General features: G+C 38.9%; 20 protein-coding genes and 1 pseudogene. 19 read left to right on the top strand and 2 right to left on the bottom strand.

The genetic code is table 11. The features are described 5' to 3' along the window. Nucleotides 1-586 (top strand): integrase core domain-containing protein (locus ACTQ46_RS07800; protein ID WP_441748709.1); only part of this gene is annotated, 586 nt, incomplete at its 5' end. A 285-nt stretch (nt 587-871) separates the two neighbouring features. Here ACTQ46_RS07800 and ACTQ46_RS07795 read toward each other — a convergent pair. Further along, a complete protein-coding gene (locus ACTQ46_RS07795; protein ID WP_441748707.1) occupies nt 872-2,122 on the bottom strand; it encodes a S41 family peptidase in 1,251 nt (416 codons plus the stop codon). 143 nt (nt 2,123-2,265) lie between these two features. Here ACTQ46_RS07795 and ACTQ46_RS07790 point away from each other — a divergent pair, with 143 nt between their 5' ends. The 4 genes and pseudogenes from ACTQ46_RS07790 (at nt 2,266) to ACTQ46_RS07775 (ending at nt 4,526) form a co-directional block, all read left to right on the top strand. Continuing rightward, the gene (locus tag ACTQ46_RS07790; protein ID WP_441748705.1) at nt 2,266-2,544 is read left to right on the top strand and encodes a hypothetical protein; all 279 of its coding nucleotides are present in this window, start codon (nt 2,266-2,268) and stop codon (nt 2,542-2,544) included. Between the two features lie 63 nt (nt 2,545-2,607). Continuing rightward, a complete protein-coding gene (locus tag ACTQ46_RS07785; RefSeq protein WP_441748703.1) occupies nt 2,608-3,090 on the top strand; it encodes a ferritin in 483 nt (160 codons plus the stop codon). Between the two features lie 249 nt (nt 3,091-3,339). Continuing rightward, nucleotides 3,340-3,848, top strand: a pseudogene (locus ACTQ46_RS07780) (iron-containing alcohol dehydrogenase); the annotation flags it as partial. Nucleotides 3,849-3,911: 63 nt separating this feature from the next. Next, nucleotides 3,912-4,526, top strand: a complete 615-nt coding sequence (locus tag ACTQ46_RS07775) for a hypothetical protein (protein ID WP_441748712.1) — start codon at nt 3,912-3,914, stop codon at nt 4,524-4,526. Between the two features lie 476 nt (nt 4,527-5,002). Here the strand turns inward: ACTQ46_RS07775 and ACTQ46_RS07770 are convergent, their stop codons facing one another. Continuing rightward, nucleotides 5,003-5,770: a DeoR/GlpR family DNA-binding transcription regulator gene (locus ACTQ46_RS07770; protein WP_441748701.1), complete on the bottom strand. Its 768-nt coding sequence runs from the start codon at nt 5,768-5,770 to the stop codon at nt 5,003-5,005. 202 nt (nt 5,771-5,972) lie between these two features. Here ACTQ46_RS07770 and ACTQ46_RS07765 point away from each other — a divergent pair, with 202 nt between their 5' ends. From ACTQ46_RS07765 to ACTQ46_RS07700, 14 genes are all read left to right on the top strand, one after another. Then, on the top strand, nt 5,973-7,415 hold the full coding sequence (locus tag ACTQ46_RS07765) for a rhamnulokinase (protein WP_441748699.1): 1,443 nt from the start codon (nt 5,973-5,975) through the stop codon (nt 7,413-7,415). Between the two features lie 15 nt (nt 7,416-7,430). Beyond that, nucleotides 7,431-9,212 carry an L-fucose isomerase gene (locus tag ACTQ46_RS07760; RefSeq protein WP_441748697.1) on the top strand — a complete coding sequence of 594 codons (1,782 nt, stop codon included), beginning with the start codon at nt 7,431-7,433 and terminating at the stop codon, nt 9,210-9,212. Nucleotides 9,213-9,222: 10 nt separating this feature from the next. Beyond that, nucleotides 9,223-9,648 (top strand): L-fucose mutarotase, encoded by a 426-nt coding sequence (fucU, locus tag ACTQ46_RS07755; RefSeq protein ID WP_441748695.1) that lies wholly within the window; start codon nt 9,223-9,225, stop codon nt 9,646-9,648. Nucleotides 9,649-9,659: 11 nt separating this feature from the next. Then, on the top strand, nt 9,660-11,159 hold the full coding sequence (locus ACTQ46_RS07750) for a sugar ABC transporter ATP-binding protein (RefSeq protein WP_441748693.1): 1,500 nt from the start codon (nt 9,660-9,662) through the stop codon (nt 11,157-11,159). Further along, nucleotides 11,159-12,145 carry an ABC transporter permease gene (locus ACTQ46_RS07745; RefSeq protein WP_441748691.1) on the top strand — a complete coding sequence of 329 codons (987 nt, stop codon included), beginning with the start codon at nt 11,159-11,161 and terminating at the stop codon, nt 12,143-12,145. The genes ACTQ46_RS07750 and ACTQ46_RS07745 overlap by 1 nt, the downstream gene beginning before the upstream one ends. A 16-nt stretch (nt 12,146-12,161) precedes the next feature. Further along, a complete protein-coding gene (locus ACTQ46_RS07740; RefSeq protein ID WP_441748689.1) occupies nt 12,162-13,274 on the top strand; it encodes a substrate-binding domain-containing protein in 1,113 nt (370 codons plus the stop codon). Nucleotides 13,275-13,303: 29 nt separating this feature from the next. Further along, nucleotides 13,304-13,948: an L-fuculose-phosphate aldolase gene (locus ACTQ46_RS07735; RefSeq protein WP_441748687.1), complete on the top strand. Its 645-nt coding sequence runs from the start codon at nt 13,304-13,306 to the stop codon at nt 13,946-13,948. A gap of 363 nt (nt 13,949-14,311) precedes the next feature. Then, complete coding sequence (locus ACTQ46_RS07730) at nt 14,312-14,584, top strand: HPr family phosphocarrier protein (protein ID WP_441748686.1); 273 nt, start codon at nt 14,312-14,314, stop codon at nt 14,582-14,584. 78 nt (nt 14,585-14,662) lie between these two features. Next, nucleotides 14,663-15,496: a diadenylate cyclase CdaA gene (cdaA, locus tag ACTQ46_RS07725; RefSeq protein ID WP_441748684.1), complete on the top strand. Its 834-nt coding sequence runs from the start codon at nt 14,663-14,665 to the stop codon at nt 15,494-15,496. Beyond that, entirely contained in the window at nt 15,483-16,682 is a 1,200-nt protein-coding gene (locus tag ACTQ46_RS07720; RefSeq protein ID WP_441748682.1) for a CdaR family protein, read from the top strand. The genes cdaA and ACTQ46_RS07720 overlap by 14 nt, the downstream gene beginning before the upstream one ends. Before the next feature lie 206 nt (nt 16,683-16,888). Continuing rightward, nucleotides 16,889-18,229: a phosphoglucosamine mutase gene (gene glmM, locus ACTQ46_RS07715; RefSeq protein ID WP_441748680.1), complete on the top strand. Its 1,341-nt coding sequence runs from the start codon at nt 16,889-16,891 to the stop codon at nt 18,227-18,229. Between the two features lie 21 nt (nt 18,230-18,250). Further along, nucleotides 18,251-19,084 (top strand): DegV family protein, encoded by an 834-nt coding sequence (locus ACTQ46_RS07710; RefSeq protein ID WP_441748678.1) that lies wholly within the window; start codon nt 18,251-18,253, stop codon nt 19,082-19,084. A 9-nt stretch (nt 19,085-19,093) separates the two neighbouring features. Then, complete coding sequence (locus tag ACTQ46_RS07705) at nt 19,094-19,765, top strand: 5'-methylthioadenosine/adenosylhomocysteine nucleosidase (RefSeq protein ID WP_441748676.1); 672 nt, start codon at nt 19,094-19,096, stop codon at nt 19,763-19,765. Between the two features lie 153 nt (nt 19,766-19,918). Beyond that, the gene (locus ACTQ46_RS07700) at nt 19,919-21,517 is read left to right on the top strand and encodes a PTS transporter subunit EIIC (protein ID WP_441748674.1); all 1,599 of its coding nucleotides are present in this window, start codon (nt 19,919-19,921) and stop codon (nt 21,515-21,517) included. Nucleotides 21,518-21,574 lie beyond the last annotated feature (57 nt).

Below are 21,574 nucleotides of genomic sequence, written 5' to 3'. Positions count from 1 at the left end.
ATTGTTTATACTATACGGGCTGCCTAAGGTTATCCGCTCCGATAATGGAACGCTCTTTTGCTCTACCTCAAGCCTTTTAGGGCTTACTCAACTGTCAGCATGGTGGATGAGCCTAGGGATTATCCCCGATAGAACTGATCTAGGATGTCCCGGTCAAAATGGCTCTTTAGAGAGGTTTCATGCGGATATTGCTCAAGAAATGGAAGGGCGCACTCCCGGCGGAATCATCGGAAATCAAAAGGCATTGGATCAGTGGCGGGAAGAATACAATTCTATTGGTCCAAACGAAGCAATTGGGTTAAAAACACCGGACTCGATTTATATAAAATCGCCAAGACTCTACACTGGAGATGTAGAAGACCTTGAATACCCTTTTGGCTACCAAAGAAGAAAGGTCAATAAAGAAGGTGCTTTTAAATGGAAATCGACTTCTATTGCTCTAAGCTCTGCATTAAGAGGGTATCCTATTGGGCTGAAGGAGTTGGGGGATGGTCGTTATCATGTTTATTTTACAGAACAATTAATAGGTACATTTTATCCAAAATTAGTTTCCTTTGAACCTTTGGATAAGGTACAATCAGATTAATTTTAAAGACATAGAAGAAACTAGTGAAATGGCTTGACTCTACAATATCAATCCATTTCACTATAGGGGGTCCCCCTTAAAACGTAAAAACACTTACCTATGTCTTGACACAAAGTACTTACCCATGTCGTGATCAGACCATCTTTTCACTTTCCCTACTCCCTAGCCCCTACTTCCTATCTTTTCCTTCTTTTTCTCTTTCCCTGGTCACCAAGGGTGTGCCGCCTAAAGCTTTGGTTGCCGAAGGCATACCGCCTAGGCTGCGCAGCAGTCCTGCCTCTCTCTTTACGACTGCACAATCTTTACAATAATGTTCAACAGATTACTGCTGTCGGGGTAGTTTAGGACGGGGGATGTGCCGTGTTCGTAATTTGAACTTCCATCCGGGTTTAATCCCATTCCTACAGGCATTTGGAAGACGAATCCGCTTTCGGGCAGGGAGAAAAAGACATTGGAGATATTAACGCCGCTGCCCCCGGTGGTGGTTCCAGCAGTGACTGCAAAACTTGTTTGATTCGCAAATTGAGCGAAGGTATCTGCAGCGTATTTTGTCTTTGTATTCTGAAGGATATAGACCTTTCCTTTAAAGGGGTATCCTTTTTGCGGTTCTGAGCGGAGGGAATACTGTTTGCCGTATTCGAATTTGTCGGCTCGTTCTTTCGGGATATTTAAAGTTTTTGCGATATCATTTAAATCTGCTTTTTCTGGCAGATTGGTGAAGTGATCCGACTGATAGGAATCCAAGTATTTTGTATAAGGGTCGCCTTTTTCTAAAATGGTGGCGGTGGATTTATAATAATTATTGGAGAGGGGGAGGACAAGATTTTCCATAAAATAGTCTACAGAAATCCCCTGATTGTCCCGTATATCGATAATCAAGGTATGATAGCCTTTTAAATTATTGATAAATTCTTTGATTTTTTCTCCATCGCTGTCTACATAAAGAGGATTAAAATCTTTGATCTTAATATAGGCTACTTCTTCCGGTATCGGCGTTGTCATGGTCAGATCTTCATGGACATCCGAGCTTTCGGTAATGGGAAGAGAACTGTAGCGGTTTTTCGCATGTTTCTGTTTCAATGTGTCGGTCCAGAGCTTCATGGATGAAATATTTTCATATTTTAAATAGTGGTCATATTCTTTTTTACTTAAAAACTTTACTTCGCTTCCCAGATCGTTTGTGATTTTCTGCAGAGCTTCAAAATATGAGGCGTCGTCCTTTGTTTCTTCGATCAGTTTCAGATAAGTATCTTCTTTTTCTAAAAAGGAAACGTTGTTGAATTTTTCATCGATTGTAAAATAAGGATAGTTTTCTTTCAGCGTATTATAAAAGTATTTAAAATCTTTTTCTTTTGCCGTTTCGCTTAGAGGCCCTTTCTGTGATAGAGGATTTTCTGAAGTGTTTTTAAGAGGCGGTTTATAGAAATACAGAACTCCAAGAAAAATGATAAGACAGAAAAATAAGAATGGAAGAGGGGATTTTTTCTTTTTTCTTCTTTTTTTAATATTTTTATGGGGAATTTTTCTTTTTTCCATAACGGCCTCCTATAAAGTTAATTGTATTTTATCAATGAAAGGCTGGAATAACAAGTTTTTACTATATATAATAGATCAGATTAATTCAAAAAAATTAGGGTATATAGGAGACAGCGAGAGAAAGCGATAAAAGGGGATTTACTATGAATAATGTACTATTAATCAACAGAATCAATCCCAATGATCAATCATCGATGCCTGAGAAAATAACTTTTATTATAGGGGATATGCATTTAGAAGAAACTCATCAGAAAATCTATGAACTTGTCCAAACTCTGGATTTTGTGTGTATAGAGGAGTTGATCATTAAGTATAATGGGATTACGGTACCGCTTAATATTTCCAAAATTCCAGATGTCATCAAAGAATTTTGTACAAGAGATATTAAGTTATATGGAGTTTATGGACTCTATGAGGAATAATGTTTATATACGATGTATAAGGGTATATATTACAAAGAGTAACTAACGAAAGGGAGAATGAATATGGATAATAAAATATTGGATAAAATTAATGTACAAATGAATTTTGAATTAGAATCAGCATATATCTATGCAGCGATGCAGGCTTGGTTTGAAAATGAGGATTGGAACGGTTTTGCACACTTTATGCAGAAACAAGCTCAAGAAGAAATGGAACATGCGCAAAAGATGATCCACTATCTTCAAGAAAGAGGATATGCTGTAGAATATGATGCAATTCCAAAACCAAAAAATGATTACGGAAGTATAGAAGAAGTTTTCCAAGCAGCTTACGATCATGAAAAAGAAGTAACTAAAAACTGCAATGATATCTATCTAGCAGCTAAAGAAGCAAAAGACAATGCCAGCGAAATTTTTATGCAATGGTATGTAATGGAACAAGTTGAAGAAGAAGCTACATTTGATGCTATTATCACAAGATTAGACAGAATTGCAGGAAGCAGTTCAGGTCTTTATATCTACAATGGCGAATTGGGTGCTAGATAATAATATAAATGCAAACCAGCCTTATACTAGGGCTGGTTTTTTATTTGAAGAAAAAAGGACGATATTTGAAGAATTATGAACAATCATTAGAATAAGAAAGGCTAGATTTACAGTTTTGCTCCTCGTGAGTATATAATATAGCTAAAAATACAGCTTCCTCCTCTTGAAAATTTGGAAGATTTTAAAGAATACTCCAACTAGTTCTTCAAAAGTGTTAAAATATTAACATTCAAGCTGAGCAGTGGGATAATGAGGGCAAATATAGAGAACGGAAAGGAGTACAATATGGGAAACAGAATTATTTTAAACGAGTTGATCTATCATGGTTATGGAGCATTGGACGGCATACGGGAAGTTATCCAAAGCAAAGGGTATCAAAAAGCTGTAATCTTTAGCGACGCTTATTTAAAGTCAAGCGGATTATTGGAAAAGGTTACGGATATTCTCGAAGATACGAAGATGCCTTATGAAATTTTTACAGATATCGATCCGAATCCTTCCATAAAAAATGTACTAATGGTTTAAAAGAGCTTGAAAAAGCAGAAGCTGATGTTATTATCGCAGTAGGCGGCGGTTCTGTAATGGACTGTGCAAAAGCTTCAGAGATCGTTCATACTAATCCAGAGTTTAAGGATGTAATAAGTTTAGAATGTGTTGCGGATACGAAAAATGCAGCGACTCCGATTATAGCTGTTGCAACAACGGCAGGTACCGCTTTAGAAGTTACAATCAACTATGTTATAACAGACACGGAAAAGAAAAAGAAATTAGTCTGTGTAGATCCTCATGATCTTCCAGTTGCAGCGATCGTTGATCCGGTTATGATGGAAACAATGCCTGCAGATCTTACAGCAGCAACAGGAATGGAGGCATTAACTCAAGCTATCGAAGGCTATATTACAAAAGGCGCTTGGGAAATGACAGATATGTTTCATTTAGAAGCGATAAAATGGATCGCAGAGTATCTTCCAGCAGCAGTAAGAAATGAGAAAAAAGGCCGTGAAATGATGGCTCTTGCTCAATATACTGCAAGAATGGGTTTTTCAAAGGTTGGTCTTGGTATTGTTCACTCTATGGCCCATCCATTAGGTGCTGTATATAATACTCCTCATGGTGTTGCGAATGCGATTATTCTTCCGATTGTAATGGAATATAATGCAGAATCAACAGGAGAAAAATATGAAAATATCGCCAGAGTGATGGGTGTCGAAGGTACAGAAGACATGTCTGCGGAAGAATACAGAAAAGCAGCCGTTCAAGCTGTAAAAGATCTCGCGAAAGAAGTAGGAATCCCGGAAAATCTTAAAGGTATCGTAGAAGAAAAAGATATCCCATTCCTAGCGGAATCTGCTATGGCAGATGCCTGCACCCCAGGAAACCCAAAAGATCCAGTTAAAGAAGAAATAGAAGAAATGTATCAAAAGATGATTGGATAGAGATAGAAAAGAAGTGTGGCCGATCGTTTCTAACCAACCGCAAAAAGACTGCTCTTGGGCAACGAGTGGCATGAGACCTGCAACCAAATCGAGGAACATGATTTGGGCTAGGACTTCAGAGTGTGAAAGAGGGGAGAGGGGAGTTTAAGTAAGGAAAGCGAGAATCATCGCTTTCCTTTTTTTATTAGAAAAAAAGAGATAGAAAATTATGCATATATAATTTTCATTCTTTACTTTGATCGAACGTTTCAATTGAATACAAGAAATTGTATATTGTAGAAAACTAGAGAAGTTTTGATCCGTTTATTGCATACAAGCTTCATAATCTTCCTAATACTAAGAAAAACTACCACCTATACCAAGCAGAAAAAGCTCCGCTTTTTCATCATTAATTCCCCTCTCCCCTCTCCACACTGTCACACTTTTTTTTCGAACTATCACACTTTCTTTCATTCTTTCTATCATTCTTTCTTTTCTTATTCATTCTTTTCAGGCCATAGAAATTTTTCGCGCTGTTCCATGGAGAAATCTTTGAAGTTGTTTGGTTTTTTGTCGGTGATGATGGTGTCGACATTGGAGAAGTCGTCGATGGCTATGAAGGCTGAGTCTTCGAATTTCGAATGGTCTACCAGGAGGACGGATTTTCCTGCATTTGCCAGCATGTTTTTCTTTACATTTGTCTGCTGATAGTCTGCTTCGAAGATTCCGGTAGGGTCTATGGCTTTGCAGGAGAAAAAGCAGATATCCGGCTTATAGTTTTTTACGAAGGCATAGCTCATATCTCCTACGAGGGAATGGGTATGTTTTTTTAAAACCCCGCCAGTGCAGAAAACTCTCAAGTCATCATGATTCATCAGCTTATAAGGGACAAGAATGGAGTTTGTAATGATTATAAGGTTTTTGTATTTATATAAATAGTCACAGATAAAATGAACCGTTGAAGAGGAATCTAAGAAAATAGACATATCATCATGGATCATATCCGTAGTCATGGAGGCAATCTTTTGTTTTTCTTTAGAATTTTCCAGACTTCGGATATAGCTGGAAAACTCTGTAATGTTTTTTGAAATCAGGGTTGCGCCGCCTCTTGTCCGTCTAAGGACTCCAGCTTCTTCCAGATCGATAAGATCTCTTCGGATGGTGGAAGGGGAACAGTAGAGGATGCTGCAGAGTTCTTTTACGCTGACTGTTTTTTGCTGATAAAGAATGTCTGTAATTTGTTTGATGCGTTCGGATGGAATCATAATATTCTCCTTTAAATTTTTATAAGGGATTTTACTTTACAATGAACGAATTTGAATACTTTAGCTTTAATTATAATCAAAAGCGTGTAGAAAATCCAATATATCCTTCAAATCTTTACAAATGACGAGAGTGTGATATTCTTATCTCAACAAAATAATAAAATATATGGAAAACGATAGCAAAGAATATGGAGGCGGATTCATGAAAAAAGTGCTTGCTATTGATATGGGCGCTACATCGATTCGGGGAATTCTAGGTTTTGTAGAAAATGGGCGTTTGCAGCTGGATGAAATTATGAGACTTAGTCATAAGATCATCGAAAAAGATGGCAGACGTTACTGGGAATGGGAAAAGCTTATCTCGACTATTGAGAATTGTATTTTAGAATGCAATGAGGAAATCGTTAGCATAGGTGTGGATACCTGGGGTGTGGACTTCGGTCTTTTGAACGGAAATGAAGAATTAGTTCAAGATCCTTTATCCTATAGAGACGAATCAAATGTGAAAGGTTTTGAAGAAGTGAAAAAAGAGATGGACTTGTATTCTCTTTACAGCAAAACAGGAAATCAGATTATGGCAATTAATTCACTGTTTCAGCTGACGGCTATTAAAAAACTCCAGCCCGATATTTTAAAAGAAGCGGAAAGTCTTCTGATGATGCCGGATTTAGTTAATTTTTACTTAACAGGCGAAAAAAAAGGAGAAAAAACGATCTGCTCTACGACTCAAATGTTTGACTTGAAAAAAGGAGAGTGGAATCGGGAAATTATAGAGGCTTTTGGTTTTTCGAATACTATGTTTCCAGAAACAGTAGAAAATAAAAGGGTTATCGGATCTACAAAAAATGCTAAAAATCCAGATCTCAGAAAAAAAGATATCCCTGTTGTCTCCGTAGCCTCTCATGATACAGCAAGTGCTGTGGCGATCACAAAGGCTTATGAAGATCCAGAAACCCTTTTCTTATCCAGCGGGACATGGTCTTTGTTGGGATGTTATACAGAGGAGCCGGTTCTCACAGAAGAAGCTTTTCGTTTCGACCTGACAAATGAGACAGGCTATAACGGCAGAAATATGTTTTTCCAAAATATAACGGGTCTTTATCTTATAGAAAAACTGATAAAAGAATTGGAAGTTCGAGAAGGCAAAAAATATTCTTACGAGGAAATTTCAACGATAGTAGCAAATACTGAACCATTTAAAGCTATTATCGATGTACAAGAAGCTGTATTTGGACAGGAGACGGAAAGTTTTATAGAAGATATAGAAAGTTATCTTAAAGAAAAAGGAAAGAAGCCTTTAGAGAAAAAATCAGACTACTTTAGAGGCATTTACGAAAGCGTGGTTCTAGGTTACAGAAATCTAGTGCATTATTTAGAAAAAGTAACCGAAAGAAAATTCAAAAGAATTCACGTTATCGGCGGGGGGTCTCAGTCAGAGATGCTTTGCCAGATGATAAGCGATGGTTTAAATATGGAAGTAATAGCAGGGCCGAAAGAGGCTACGGCTATTGGAAATATATTGGCACAGCTGGAAACTATTGCGAAGGAAGAAGAAAAGGAAAGTCTTCTTCAAGCAATAGATAAATCCAATGATTTAAAAAGCTATTTTCCCAAAAATTGGGAACTATGGAATAATTACAAATAAATTTAGGAGGAAAGAATGAGTTATCCAAAAATTGGTATACGACCAACAATCGACGGCCGCTGGGGCGGTGTTAGAGAAAGTCTAGAAGAGCAGACAATGAATATGGCAAAAACAGCCAAGGAATTGATAGAAAGCGAATTAAAATATGCAGACGGCACACCGGCTCAATGTGTTATCGCTGATACGAATATAGGCGGCGGTGCTGAAGCAGCCAGATGTGCAGAAAAATTTTCTACTGAAAATGTAGTGGCTACATTAACCGTAACTCCATGCTGGTGTTATGGTACTGAGACAATGGATTTAGATCCGAATACAATCAAGGCTGTATGGGGATTTAACGGTACAGAAAGACCGGGAGCTGTATATTTGGCAGCGGTAATGGCCGCTTATGCACAAAGAGGACTTCCTGCATTTTCTATCTACGGTCATGATGTACAAGATTCCACTGACACAAGCGTTCCAGAAGATGTGAAAGAAAAAATTCTTCGTTTTGCAAAAGGTGCTGTTGCAGTAGGTCAAATGAAAGACAAGGCTTATGTAAATATCGGAAGCGTTGCTATGGGGATAGCAGGCAGCGATGCTCAGGCTTCATTCTTCCAAAAATACTTGGGAATGCGTACTGAATGGGTGGATATGACAGAAATTCTTCGCCGAATCAAATTAGAAATTTACGATGAAGAAGAATTCGAAATTGCACGAGAATGGGTGAAAAACAACTGTAAAGAAGGATTGGATATCAACGATGACGAATCTTTACAGGAAAATATAAGAAAATCAAAAGTTGTTCCTTATGAAGAAGAATGGGATTTCTGTGTAAAACATGCCATGATCTGCAAAGATATTTTATTTGGAAATAAAAAACTTGCAGACAAAGGCTGGCATGAAGAAGCTTTAGGAAGAAACGGTATCGCCGGAGGATTCCAAGGACAAAGACAATGGACAGACTGGCTTCCAAATGCAGACTTTACAGAAGCGATCCTTGCTTCTACTTTCGACTGGACAGGTGCAAGAGCTCCTATTGCCTTCGCTACAGAAAATGATACGTTAAACGGCACAGCGATGCTTTTAGGAACACTTCTTACAAACAAAGCTCCAATCTTCTCAGATGTTAGAACATATTGGTCTCCAGAATCTGTAGAAAGAGTAACAGGTCATAAGCTTTCAGGTGTTGCTGAAAACGGTGTAATCCACTTGATCAACTCTGGCGCTTCTTGTTTAGACGGTTCAGGGGCAGCTCAAGATGAAGAAGGAAACGGAACGATGAAAGAGTTCTGGAATATGACAGAAGAAGATATTAAAGCTTGTTTAGAAGCGACAGACTGGCGAGCAGCGAACCATCAGTATTTCAGAGGCGGCGGTTTCTCTTCTCACTTTATCACAGAAGCGGAGATGCCGATCACTATGATTCGTGTAAATATCGCAGAAGGGGTAGGACCGACTCTTCAAATAGCAGAAGGTTATACGGCTCACATTCCTGAAGATGTTTCTAAAGTTTTAGAAGACAGAACAGATACTACTTGGCCGACAACTTGGTTTGCACCACGCATCGGTATGAAAGGTTTTGAAACGGTTTATGATGTAATGGCAAACTGGGGAGCAAATCATGGTGCAAGTGTTCATGGTCATGTTGGAGCAGATATCATCACTTTAGCAAGTATGTTAAGAATTCCGGTCGTTATGCATAATGTGGAAGACGAAAATGTGTTTAGACCTCATGCATTCAAAGGCTTTGGAACAAAAGATTTAGAAGGATCCGACTTAAGAGCCTGCGCATACTACGGACCTCTTTATAAATAGGCGGTATATCATGCTAAAAAAAATACCTAAAATTCTATCTCCCGAGCTTGTAAAGATTTTAATGGAAATGGGTCATGGAGATGAAATAGTCTTAGCAGATGGGAATTTCCCATCTGCCAGGATTCGTCAAAGAGTGGTAAGGGCAGATGGCCATAAATGCGATGAATTGTTGAAAAGTATACTAGAGCTTTTTCCGCTGGACAGCAAATACAGTCCGACTCAAGTTTTTCTAATGGAAGTTACACCGGGGGATGATTATAAGCCAGAAATCTGGGAAACGTACAAAGAGACCTTGGAAACTTCTGAGGAAGACTTTAGTATCGGCTATATAGAACGTTTCGATTTTTATGAAAGAGCAAAAGATGCTTATGCAGTCGTCGCTACAGGGGAAGATGCACTCTATGCCAATATTATTTTGAAAAAGGGTGTGCTTTAAAGGAGAAGCTTATGAATGAAACAATACTAGAAATGGAACATATCAGCAAAACCTTCGGCCCTGTGAAGGCCTTAAAGGATGTTCATATGGACCTTAGAAGCGGCGAAGTACATGCACTTATGGGAGAAAATGGTGCAGGAAAATCAACGCTTATGAAAATACTCTCCGGAGTATACAGTTTGGAATCAGGGACGCTTACGTATTTCGGTAAAGAAACAGAATTTAAAAATCCGAAAGAAGCTCAAGAGGCAGGGGTTGCTATCGTCCATCAAGAGCTGAATATGATGGCGGATTTGACGGTGGCAGAAAACATTTACATCGGCAGAGAATCCATGAATGGAGTGCTTATAAACGACGGGGAAATGATCGAAAAATCCAAAGAATTATTTAGAGAGCTGGGTGTTCATGTGGATCCGGCAGCAACAGTAAAAGATATCCCTGTAGGACAGCAGCAGATGACAGAGATTGCAAAAGCGATTTCCATGGATGCAAAAATTATCATCTTCGATGAGCCGACAACTTCTCTAACCGATGAAGAAATAGTCCAATTATTTAGAATTATTCGGGAATTGAAAGCAAAAGGAATCGGAATTATATATATTTCCCATAGAATGGATGAAATCGGAGTTATTACGGACCGAATTACGGTTATGAGAGATGGAGAATATGTAGGAACGGTAGAGACAAAAGAAACTACAAAAGACCAGCTGATTAATATGATGGTTGGACGTGTAAGCTATGTGGAACCGAAAGCAGAATCAACAGTGCCGGAAGATGCGCCAGTAGTATTGGAAGCGAAAAATCTTAATCGAGACAAGCATATCAAAGATGTGAGTTTTACCTTGAAAAAGGGCGAGATTTTAGGTTTTGCAGGACTTATGGGAGCAGGAAGAACTGAAGTTGCCAGAGCGATTTTCGGAGCCGATCCTCTTGACTCGGGTGAGATCTATATCAATGGAGAAAAGGCGAAAATCCATTCCACTGCAGATGCGGTAGCACATGGTATCGGATATCTTTCAGAAGACCGAAGAAGCGACGGTATGATCACAGATTTTGATGTAGCCGATAACATTTCTATGTGTACGATTCCGGAATTTGTAGAAGGTGCTTTGATCAACGATAAAAAAATAGAAACAGTTGCTGGAAAATATGTGGATGACTTATCCATTAAATGTTCTTCTGTAAATCAGGTTGCGAAGACTTTATCCGGAGGAAATCAGCAAAAGGTTGTTATTGCAAAATGGCTTCATGCAAAAAGCGATATCTTGATTTTCGACGAACCGACCAAGGGGATCGATGTAGGGGCGAAAAACGAGATCTATAAGCTGATGAATGCTTTAGTTGCAGAAGGGAAATCGATTATCATGATTTCTTCTGAACTGGAAGAAATTTTACGATTAAGCGACCGTGTTATCGTAATGTCAGAAGGAAGAAAGACTGCAGATTTGATGATTCAAGAAGCGAATCAAGAAGTAATCATGAAATATGCATCTCAGGAAGGAGTGGCATAATGTCCGACTTAACAAAAACTCACAATTCAAAATTCAATTTTAGAAAGTTTATTAGTTCGCAGCAGGGAATAGCCCTAATTGTATTAATCATATTGTACGGATTCTTTTATTTAAGAAGCGGGGCCTTTCGTTCTGGAAATACGTTAGCAAGTATTTTTGATTCCAGCTACTATGCAGGTTTCTTGGCAATCGGTGTAACCTTTGCTATAGCGACAGGCGGGTTCGATATGTCTATCGGAGCGGTAATGAACACTTCCGCATTGATCGGGGGTTATTTTGCACAGAAGGCTGGTCTTCCAGTAGGTGTGGCTCTTATTATTACATTGATTATCGGAACAGTATTTGGAGCATTGAACGGAGCATTAATCACAAAAGCACGCATCAATCCTTTTGTTACAACACTTGCGACACAGATGCTTGCGGTAGGTCTAGGATCTATCATTACTCAAGTACAGACTGTAAACTATCCTCTTCGAACTATGGGAGAAGGATGGTATAAATCAATCTTTAAATTAGAAAGCGGATTTCCAACAGGGATCATAGTGTTGGCAGTGGTTGCGATTCTAATGGGAATTATCTTAAAGAAAACAAAGTTTGGACGTTATCTTCTTGCACTAGGCAGCAACGAAGAAGCTGCTAGATTATCTGGTATCAATACAGATAAATACAAATTTTTGGCTTATACCCTATGCGGTTTCTTTGCAGGACTAGCAGGGATAGCATATGCGGCAACGTACACCACTATTATGCCAGGCGAAGGTGTAGGATTTGAACTTGACGCCATCGCAGCAGCTGTAATCGGAGGATCTTCTTTAGCAGGAGGGATTGCAGGAATCGGCGGAACGATTATCGGTTTGTTCATTATGACGATATTGAAAGTAGGCTTGCCTTTTATCGGTCTTCAAGCTCATTATCAAACCTTTATAACTGGTATCGTATTATTAGTGGCAGTATACTTGGATGTTATTCGTAACAGAAAAAAATAATGAAAGGATGAAAAAAATGAAAAAAAGAATGAAAGGTTTATTAAGTGCAGCATTAGTATGCGGATTATTTCTAACGGCATGCGGCGGAGGAACGAACACAGAAGCTCCTGCAGATGATGCAGCAAAGCCGGCTGAGGGAGAACCTATCGTAGTAGAAGTATTGGCAAAAGGATTCCAGCATCAATTCTGGAAAGCAGTTAACCAAGGAGCGGATAATGCGGCAAAAGATCTAAACGCAACGATCACTTTCCAAGGCCCTCCAAATGAAACAGCGATTCAAGATCAAGTACAAATGCTTGCAAATGCGATCAACAAAAAACCAAATGCAATTGCCTTTGCAGCTCTTGACACAACAGCTTCATTGGATTTATTAGCTCAAGCAAAATCAGCGAATATTCCTGTAGTAGGATTCGACTCAGGAGTTCCTGGAGCACCGGAAGGTACAATAGCAGCAACTGCTTCTACAGACAACGAAGCAGCAGCAGCGATTGCAGCAGAAAAAATGTATCCTGAAATTAAAGCTAAGGTTGAAGCAGCTACAGCAGAAGCGCCAGTGCGTATCGGTGTTGTATCTCAAGAAGTAAACTCTGCTTCATTAGTAGGAAGAACAAAAGGGTTTATCGATAAAATGACTGAATTAGCAAAGGCTGCACCAAATGTTGGGGAAAAACTTGCTATCGTTGGAAACGACAAATTCGCAAACGGTGTTGCAGAAAACGGCGCTGTTGTCATTATCGATTTAGCAGTACCTGCAAAAGTAACAGATGCAGACGGTCAAACTCAAGCACAAACATTATTAAACAAAGCAGATCTAGTTGGAATCTTCGGCTCAAACGAGTTCGGTGCAAAATCTATTATCAATGCAGATAATGCAGTGGGCGGAAAAGTTGGAGAAGGAAAAGTTATAGCAGTAGGATTCGACTCCGGCGCATTACAAATTGACGCTGTTAAAAAAGGACAATTATTCGGATCTGTAACACAAGATCCAATTCAAATCGGTTACAAAGCAGTAGAATTAGCTGTAAAAGCTGCAAAAGGCGAACCAGTAGCCGATGTGGATACAGGTGCTGTATGGTATGATTCTTCAAATGTAGAATCTGAAGACGTGAAAGCACTGCTATACGAATAAAATAAAATCACAGTATAAAGGAGATAACTATGTTAATGGATAAAGCTCGGCAAGAACTCATCCAATATGGACGAGCGTTGGTAGACAGCCGTCTAACAAAAGGGACAGGAGGAAATCTAAGTGTGTACGATCCTGAAACCCAGCTGATGGCTATAACACCGACAGGAATTGATTTTTACGAAATCAAACCAGAAGATATTGTCATTATGAAACTAGACGGAACCATCGTAGAAGGGGACAAAAAACCGTCCAGCGAATGGGTGATGCATAAGATTCAATATGAAAAACGTGATGATATCACCGCCGTTATCCATGCACATACTACTTATGCAACAGTTATTGCTACATTAAGAGAAGATCTTCCTCCCGCTCACTACATGATAGCAGTAGCCGGACCAAATGTACGCTGTGCGGAGTATGCAACCTATGGAAGTCCAGAACTTGCAGAGAATGCTTTCGAAGCTATGATCGATCGAAATGCAGTACTTTTAGCAAATCATGGAATTTTGGCAGGGACACATTCCTTGGCAAATGCCTTTAATATAATAGAAGAAGTAGAGTATTGTGCTCAAATTTATTATATGGCAAGGGCAATCGGTAAACCTGTTGTATTAGATGATGCAGAAATGGCAAAGATGGCGATCAAATTTGAAAGCTACGGACAGAAAAAGTAATTAGAATATATGACCCCTCATATCGACAAAGAACCTCGCTGTTTAAAGCTCGAGGTTCTTTGTCGTTTTGGAAGGGGAGAAGGGCTAGGAAGAGAATAAAGGGGAAGTTGTTTTATCGCTATGTTTTAAACGGTTAAAACTGTATATTTTAATAATATTGACAAGAATTCGACAATTTGATGAAGCTGTGTTATACTAGTAGCAATGGGTTATCAGAGGGTTCTTGTTACAAAAATAACGTAGTCTTTTATTGAAAATAATTCCAGCCGCATTTATTATTCGAATTTTAGTAATAAAGAGCCCTCTAATTAATTTTAATTAGAGGTGTTGATAATCTGATTAAGTAAAATACCGGAGGTTTTTATGGTTGAGGAAAAGGTTACTGTGACAAATAGCATTGGTTTGCATGCAAGACCTGCATCCCAGTTCTTGCGAACAGCGACTCAATTTGAATCAGAAGTAACACTTATTAAAGAGGATAGAGAATATAACGGAAAAAGTATTATCAGTATTTTAGCTATGGCTGCCAAAAAGGATACTCTTCTTACAATCCGCTGTTCTGGGGAAGATGAAGAAGAGGCATTGTCAACACTTGTTCAACTGGTTAAAAACGAATTAGGGATTCAAGATATATGAAAACGCTGTCTTACAGCGTTTTTTTCTTGTGGCTATATGATACAATATGGATGAAAATAAAGATAAGGATGGGGAAAAATGGATGCCATAATCAACTTTATAAATAGCCAGCTATCCAGTATACGTGTACTCGATATTATCGATGTTGCAGTCGTTGCCTTTGTAGTGTACAAATTAATACTGCTTATCAAGGAAACACGAGCCGAGCAGCTGATCAAAGGAATTATAGCGCTTTTTGTTATCGCAAAGGTAAGCGGATGGCTCAGACTTTATACAATTAACTGGATTTTAGAAAATACAATGACTCTCGGTATGATAGCGATACTGATTGTATTTCAGCCAGAGCTTAGACGTGTGCTGGAATTTATAGGAAGAAATAATTTCTTTAATAAATCGATATTAGATATACAAGACGAGGATGCTAAAAAAGTTTCTAGCGAAATTGTTACAGCGATGTCTTCTTTATCAAGACAGAAAATCGGTGCGCTGCTGGTTTTGGAAAGAAAAACAGGATTAAATGAAATTGTGGAAACAGGAACGAAGCTGGATGCCCTTATTTCCAGCGAATTATTGATTAATATATTTATCCCTAATACGCCTCTTCATGATGGTGCTGTTATTATTAAAGGGGACAAAATCAAGGCTGCAGCCTGTTTTCTTCCTTTAACAGACAGTAAGCTTGTATCAAAAGAACTTGGAACAAGACATCGGGCAGCTCTTGGAATATCGGAAAAATCTGATTCTTTAACTATTATTGTATCGGAAGAAACCGGTGCAATTTCTATTACTGAAAATGGAGAGATCACAAGATATATCGATGAAGATACCTTAAGAGAAATTCTGCTTGAGTTTTACAAGAAAGTAAATGCCGGCTTCCTGGCTGAATGGAGGACCGATAATGAAAGAAAATAGAAAAGAAATAGCAACTGGATTAATCTCTATTGTGTTTGCGATTTTTCTTTGGAGTTATGTTATGGGAGCGACAAATCCTACGATTCGAAGAGAGTATCGCAATTTGCCGGTAGAATTGATCAATGAAGAAACTCTTCAAAATAATGACATGGTGATTGTGGAACCGAAAAAACCGACTATTAATGTTACATTATCCGGCCCAAGAAATGAAATCAACAAGGTTCAGCCGAGAGATATTATCGTACAGGTAGATCTAGCTCGGTTTAGCTCTCAAACACAATCTATGCCGATTACGGTGCAGGCGCCAAGAGATACCGTAGTGTATCAGCAGTCGCAGAATTCTATTGTATTTAAATTTGAAAAAATTATCGATAAAGAGATCCCTGTTACAGTTGAGACGATCAATGCACTGCCTTCAAATCATATAATGCTGATGGGAACAGAAGTAAAACCAAATAGAGTCAGTATTACGGGCCCAAGCTCCATCGTCAACCAGATACATCATGCAAAAACACAGGTCAATCTTCAAGAGATTCAAGATGATACGACTTTAAATGTTCCGATTACTCTTGTGAATGCTGACGGCAAACAAGTCGTAGGAGTAGAATTAAGCCAGAAGGAAGTCAGTGTAAGCCTTTCTATTAATTCTGTAAAAGAAGTACCGATTAAACTCAATACGGTAGGAGAACCGGCAGAAGGGATTCAGCTGGAAGGTCCGACGTTAAATCAATCGACAATCAGTATTACTGGCGACGGAGAAATATTAAACGGTATTATAGAGATTGAAACAAAACCTATTGACCTTTCTACGATTCAAGAGACGGCGAATATCAATGTAGGTTTGAGACTTCCTCAAGATGTTTTTTTATCCGATCCAAACAAACACATCATTGCCAATGTACAGGTTGTATCAGATAAATCTAAAACATTCAATATTCAGACGGAAGATATAGAACTTAGAAATGTTCCAGAAGGTAGTCAGGCAGCGGTGCTTCACGATGCTCCCGTAGCGGTTACTGTAAAGGGAAGTACTACATCAGTCGATGCAGTAACAGAAATTCAGTGCTATATCGATCTTCAAGGTCAATCGCCAGGCACCTTGACTCTTCCAGTGGGAGTAGAGCGGGTAGAGGGTGTTACTTTGGAAAAGATCGAACCTTCTGAAGTCAGTGTACGAGTTCAGTAGGAAGCAGGTTATAGGAACTAGGGAATAGGGAAGGAAAGTGATTATTCGAAAAGCGGATAATTACTGTTTATATAAAGGAAAAAAGACCGCACCATAGGGTGCGGTTTTTTTATCCTTCCCTAGTCCCTATAACCTACAACCTATCTCCTAATATGATATAATAAAAAAAGATTTAAAAATTATGGAGTTATATAAGGAGGTCCAAAATGGGGAAATATTTTGGAACAGATGGAGTACGCGGAGTTGCTAATGATGATTTATCGCCGGAGTTAGCTTTTAAAATAGGAAGAGCTGTAGCAGAAAAGCTTAATGATGACACAAAGCTTATGGTAATCGGAAAGGATACGAGACTTTCAGGAGATATGCTGGAATCGGCTCTTATAGCAGGGCTCAATTCTGCTGGTTTTTCAGTAATCCGTTTAGGGGTTATTCCTACACCGGCTGTTGCTTTTTTAACTCGTTATTATAAAGCGAGTGCAGGAGCGGTTATCTCTGCATCTCACAATCCAGGAGAATTTAATGGTATTAAGTTCTTCGGATCGACAGGTTTTAAACTTCCAGATGCCTTGGAAGATGAGATAGAAGAATTAATCGACAATCCAGATACGGAATTTTATCCAACACACGAAAAAATCGGAAAAGTATATGATCGTCCAGAAGCATCTCGTATTTATATTGATTTCTTAAAATCAACGATTGGCGAAAGCTTTGACGGAATAAAGATTGCATTAGACTGTGGTCACGGGGCAACCTATAAGATCGCTCCTGTTCTTTTCAAAGAACTCGGTGCTGATGTTCAAGTAATCAACACAGAACCGGACGGAATGAATATTAATTTGAACTGCGGATCTACGAATCCGGAGATTATTAAAACAGTTGTTTCAAAAACAAATGCAGATATGGGCTTTTCTTTCGATGGTGATGGGGATCGTTTGATCGCTGTAGATGAAACAGGAGAAACTATGGACGGAGATCATCTTATCGCTGCTTGTACTCTTCATTTAAAAGAACAGGGTAAACTCAAGAACAACGGTGTAGTCGGAACGGTTATGACAAATATCGGTTTTGACGAATGTATGAAGAAGCATGGTGTAGACGTTTTTAAAGCAAATGTAGGAGACCGCTATGTTCTCGAGATGATGGTTAAAGAAGGCTTTATTATCGGAGGAGAACAGTCTGGACATATTATTTTCCTTGAAGACAACACGACAGGGGATGGAATTCTCAGTGCATTAAAAGTAGCTGAAATGAAAATTCATCAAAACAAAAAAATGTCTGAACTCAATCAGTTGATGACTACATATCCTCAAGTTCTAGTCAATGCAAAAGTAAAAAAGAAAAATCAGATGAAGTATGTGGATGATGAAGAAATTCAAAATGAAATCAAGAAACTTGAAGAAAAAATGAGCGGTCAAGGCCGTGTTCTTATCCGTCCTTCGGGAACAGAGCCATTAGTTCGTGTTATGCTTGAAGGTCAGGATCAAGAACAGATGAATCGAGATGCTGTTGTTCTGGCTGAGCTTATTTCAAACAAATACAATCATTAAGATCTATCAAGGAGGGGCAGTATGAGCGACCGTAAAATTATAGCAGATTCCAGCTGCGATACCAGCAAAGAAATTCTGGAAAGAACCAAGGTAGAAAAGGTACCATTTAATATCGAAATCGACGGCGAACATTATATAGACCATGAAGATCTTGATATCGAAGAGTTTGTCCGTTTGATGGATGCAGGAGAAAAAACACCGAAATCTTCAGCCCCTTCGCCTCAGTTGTTTATAGATCGTTTCGAAGAAAGTGCAGAAAATTTCGTTATCACTATATCCTCTAAACTCAGTGCGACTTATAGCAATGCCTGCCTTGCAAAGGATATGTTTTTGGAAAACCATAAAACAAAGATTCATGTTATTGATTCAAAATCTGCTTCAGCGGGAGAAACCCTTGTTGCCATAAAATTAAGAGAGTTTATAGAAGAGAATAACTCTTTTGAAGAAATTACTGAAAGAATTGAAGAGTTTGTTTCGAATATGAAGACCTTCTTTATACTAGATGAATACGACAATCTTGTGAAAAATGGACGAATGAAGCAGTTGGCAGGAGCGTTTATAAAGGCTCTGTCCATAAAACCGATAATGGGTGCTGATGATGGAAGTATTAAACTATTTGGAAAAGGAAGAGGCTATCAGAAAGCCGTTCAAAATCTTGTAAAGCTTGTAGGGGAGCAGAAGAAAGACCTGCAGGAAAGTATTCTTGTTATTGCCCATTGCAATGCAAAGGACAGGGCTTTGAATTTCAAAGAGATGATTGAAGAAAAATATAATTTCAAAAAAATTGAAATTGTAGAAACAGGAATGTTATCTTCAGTATATGCCAACAACGGCGGTATTGTAATAGCTTTTTAAGGAGAAAATATGAAGGTAATTGGAATTATCGCTGCAATGGATGTGGAATTAGAGGCGATTAAGAATATTGTTCAAGATGAAAAGAAAGTGGTTATAGCAAAGCATACTTTCTATGAAGGAAGCATCGGAGATAAAAAAATCGTATTTGTAGATTCTGGTGTGGGAAAGGTGAATGCCGCCTTAATCACTCAGGCGATGATCGATCATTTCAAGGTAGATGCTGTGATTAATACCGGTATTGCCGGAGGCTTAGATCCTTCCTTAAAGCATATGTCAGTTGTTTTAGGAGAGAGCCTCTCTTATCACGATTTTGACCATGATTTGATGAAAAGATTTTATCCCTATAAAGATTCTTTTTCCGGGGATGAGAGACTTCTTTCTCTTATGGAGGATGTTTTTTCAGAAAGAGATCTTCGTCGGGGAAATATCATCACAGGAGACCAGTTTATTTCCAGCAAAGAAAAGCAGCTTCAGCTAAGAGAGGATTTTCAAGGAACTTGTGTCGAAATGGAAGGGGCGGCTATCGCCCATGTCTGCGATGCAAACGACATTCCTTTCTTAGGAGTCCGCAGTATATCTGACTTTGCGGATGATGACGGGGAAGAGGATTATGAGAAGTTCGAAAGAAGAGCGGCAGTACTTGCAGGAGAAATTGTTGTAGATCTTGTAGGGCGCATATAAGATATGCGACATAAATATATAATATAGTGAAAAGTTTTTCTTTATATGCTATTCTGTAAATGAGAGAGCTATTCAAAGATTCAATGCCTTATAGCTCTGAATATTTTGAATAGCTCTTTCTATTGGAATAAAAAATAAAATGAGGTGAAGAAAATGAAAGACAGATTATTTCAAACCCTGCAGCGTCTGGGAAAAACATTTATGCTTCCGATTGCACTTTTGCCGGTGGCGGGACTGTTCTTAGGTCTTGGAGCTTCCTTAACGGGAGATGCCTTTCTAGAATTGTATAATCTTCAAAGCGCTATGGGAGAAGGTACTCTTATTTACAAAATCCTAGCGGTGCTTAGAGATTCGGGATCCGTTATATTCGGAAATCTCCCTATGCTTTTTGCCATTGCGGTAGCTTTGGGGTTTGCACAGAAAGAAAAGGCTGTAGCTGCTTTGTCTGCTACAGTAGGTTATTTTGTGATGAATGCGGCGCTTCAGTCTTCTATCGCAAACTTTATGAACTTGGAAACCCTTCAGGCGACACCAGGATTGATTACGGCAAATTACTTAGGTTTTGAAAACACCATGAATACAGGTGTTTTAGGAGGTATTATTCTAGGACTGATCGTCAGCGTACTGCACAATCGTTTTTATAAAATCGAACTGCCAGAGGCATTGTCCTTCTTTGCAGGAACAAGATTTATACCGATCATCTCCACAGTGGCAGGGCTTCTTTTAGGGATTATATTTGCCTTTATCTGGCCGTTTATCGGTAGAGGGATTGCTCAGCTGGGGGAGCTTATCGGAAGTTTAGGAGTTGTAGGAACCTTTATCTACGGATATATTTACAGAGCCTTGATCCCGTTAGGACTTCATCATGTTTTCTACCTTCCTTTCTGGCAGACAGCCCTAGGAGGAGTGGAAACCATTAACGGAACAGTTGTAGAAGGGGCACAGAACATCGTCTTTGCTCAGCTTGCAGCAGGACAGCAGATCAATCCGGAATATGCGAGATTCTTCTCAGGAATGTTTCCGTTTATGATCTTTGGTTTCCCGGCGGCAGCTTTTGCAATGTATCGCCAAGCTAAGAAAGAACGTAAAAAAGACGTTAAGGGATTATTGTTATCTTCCTCTTTAACATCAATGCTTGTGGGAATTACAGAACCTTTAGAATTTTCATTTCTTTTTGCTTCTCCGATCCTTTACTTCGGAGTGCATTGTGTACTAGGAGCCCTGTCCTTTGCGATCTGCCATGCTTTAGGCGTGGGGGTAGGTTTGACCTTCTCTGGAGGGGGGATCGACTTCCTTCTCTACGGAATATTGCCTGGAAATGCCATGACAAACTGGTTGCCGGTAGTGATTATCGGTGTGGTCTATGCAGTAATTTATTATTTCGTCTTTACATTCTTTATTGTAAAATTCGATCTAAAGACTCCTGGAAGAGAAGAAGAAGGTGTTGCTTCTAAACTTCATACGAAAGATGAATATAGAGAAGCAAAAGGCATTGGAACAAACAGCGAATTTAAAAACGCTCCTGAGATCGTGGATGCTCTGGGAGGACAAGATAATCTGATCGAAGTAGACAACTGCGCTACAAGACTTCGATTAAAAGTGAAAGACTCTTCCTTAGTAGACGAAGCGGCCCTCCGCCAGACAGGAGCCGCAGGAATTATGAAATCAGGCGAATCGGTTCAAGTTATCTACGGAACAAAAGTACCTTCTATCAAAACAAATATTGACGAGTATTTGGAGAGTAGAAAGTAGGTAATAGGTAATAGGTAATAGGTAATAGGTAATAGGAACAACGGCAATCATTCGCTT

The sequence above is a fragment of the Gallicola sp. Sow4_E12 genome (genome assembly GCF_052116305.1).
GTDB lineage: Bacteria > Bacillota > Clostridia > Tissierellales > Peptoniphilaceae > JBQKLI01.
Note: the sequence above shows the minus strand (reverse complement) of the source record. Positions and strands in the feature narration are given on the sequence as shown.

Coding starts and splice junctions, on each gene's coding strand:
- ACTQ46_RS07760 (WP_441748697.1), top strand. CDS start 7,431: ATGAGTTATCCAAAAATTGGTATACGACCAACAATCGACGGCCGCTGG.
- ACTQ46_RS07730 (WP_441748686.1), top strand. CDS start 14,312: ATGGTTGAGGAAAAGGTTACTGTGACAAATAGCATTGGTTTGCATGCA.
- ACTQ46_RS07750 (WP_441748693.1), top strand. CDS start 9,660: ATGAATGAAACAATACTAGAAATGGAACATATCAGCAAAACCTTCGGC.
- fucU (WP_441748695.1), top strand. CDS start 9,223: ATGCTAAAAAAAATACCTAAAATTCTATCTCCCGAGCTTGTAAAGATT.
- ACTQ46_RS07720 (WP_441748682.1), top strand. CDS start 15,483: ATGAAAGAAAATAGAAAAGAAATAGCAACTGGATTAATCTCTATTGTG.
- ACTQ46_RS07710 (WP_441748678.1), top strand. CDS start 18,251: ATGAGCGACCGTAAAATTATAGCAGATTCCAGCTGCGATACCAGCAAA.
- glmM (WP_441748680.1), top strand. CDS start 16,889: ATGGGGAAATATTTTGGAACAGATGGAGTACGCGGAGTTGCTAATGAT.
- ACTQ46_RS07795 (WP_441748707.1), bottom strand. CDS start 2,122: ATGGAAAAAAGAAAAATTCCCCATAAAAATATTAAAAAAAGAAGAAAA.
- ACTQ46_RS07740 (WP_441748689.1), top strand. CDS start 12,162: ATGAAAAAAAGAATGAAAGGTTTATTAAGTGCAGCATTAGTATGCGGA.
- ACTQ46_RS07770 (WP_441748701.1), bottom strand. CDS start 5,770: ATGATTCCATCCGAACGCATCAAACAAATTACAGACATTCTTTATCAG.
- ACTQ46_RS07790 (WP_441748705.1), top strand. CDS start 2,266: ATGAATAATGTACTATTAATCAACAGAATCAATCCCAATGATCAATCA.
- ACTQ46_RS07745 (WP_441748691.1), top strand. CDS start 11,159: ATGTCCGACTTAACAAAAACTCACAATTCAAAATTCAATTTTAGAAAG.
- ACTQ46_RS07785 (WP_441748703.1), top strand. CDS start 2,608: ATGGATAATAAAATATTGGATAAAATTAATGTACAAATGAATTTTGAA.
- ACTQ46_RS07765 (WP_441748699.1), top strand. CDS start 5,973: ATGAAAAAAGTGCTTGCTATTGATATGGGCGCTACATCGATTCGGGGA.
- ACTQ46_RS07735 (WP_441748687.1), top strand. CDS start 13,304: ATGTTAATGGATAAAGCTCGGCAAGAACTCATCCAATATGGACGAGCG.
- ACTQ46_RS07700 (WP_441748674.1), top strand. CDS start 19,919: ATGAAAGACAGATTATTTCAAACCCTGCAGCGTCTGGGAAAAACATTT.
- cdaA (WP_441748684.1), top strand. CDS start 14,663: ATGGATGCCATAATCAACTTTATAAATAGCCAGCTATCCAGTATACGT.
- ACTQ46_RS07775 (WP_441748712.1), top strand. CDS start 3,912: ATGATGGAAACAATGCCTGCAGATCTTACAGCAGCAACAGGAATGGAG.
- ACTQ46_RS07705 (WP_441748676.1), top strand. CDS start 19,094: ATGAAGGTAATTGGAATTATCGCTGCAATGGATGTGGAATTAGAGGCG.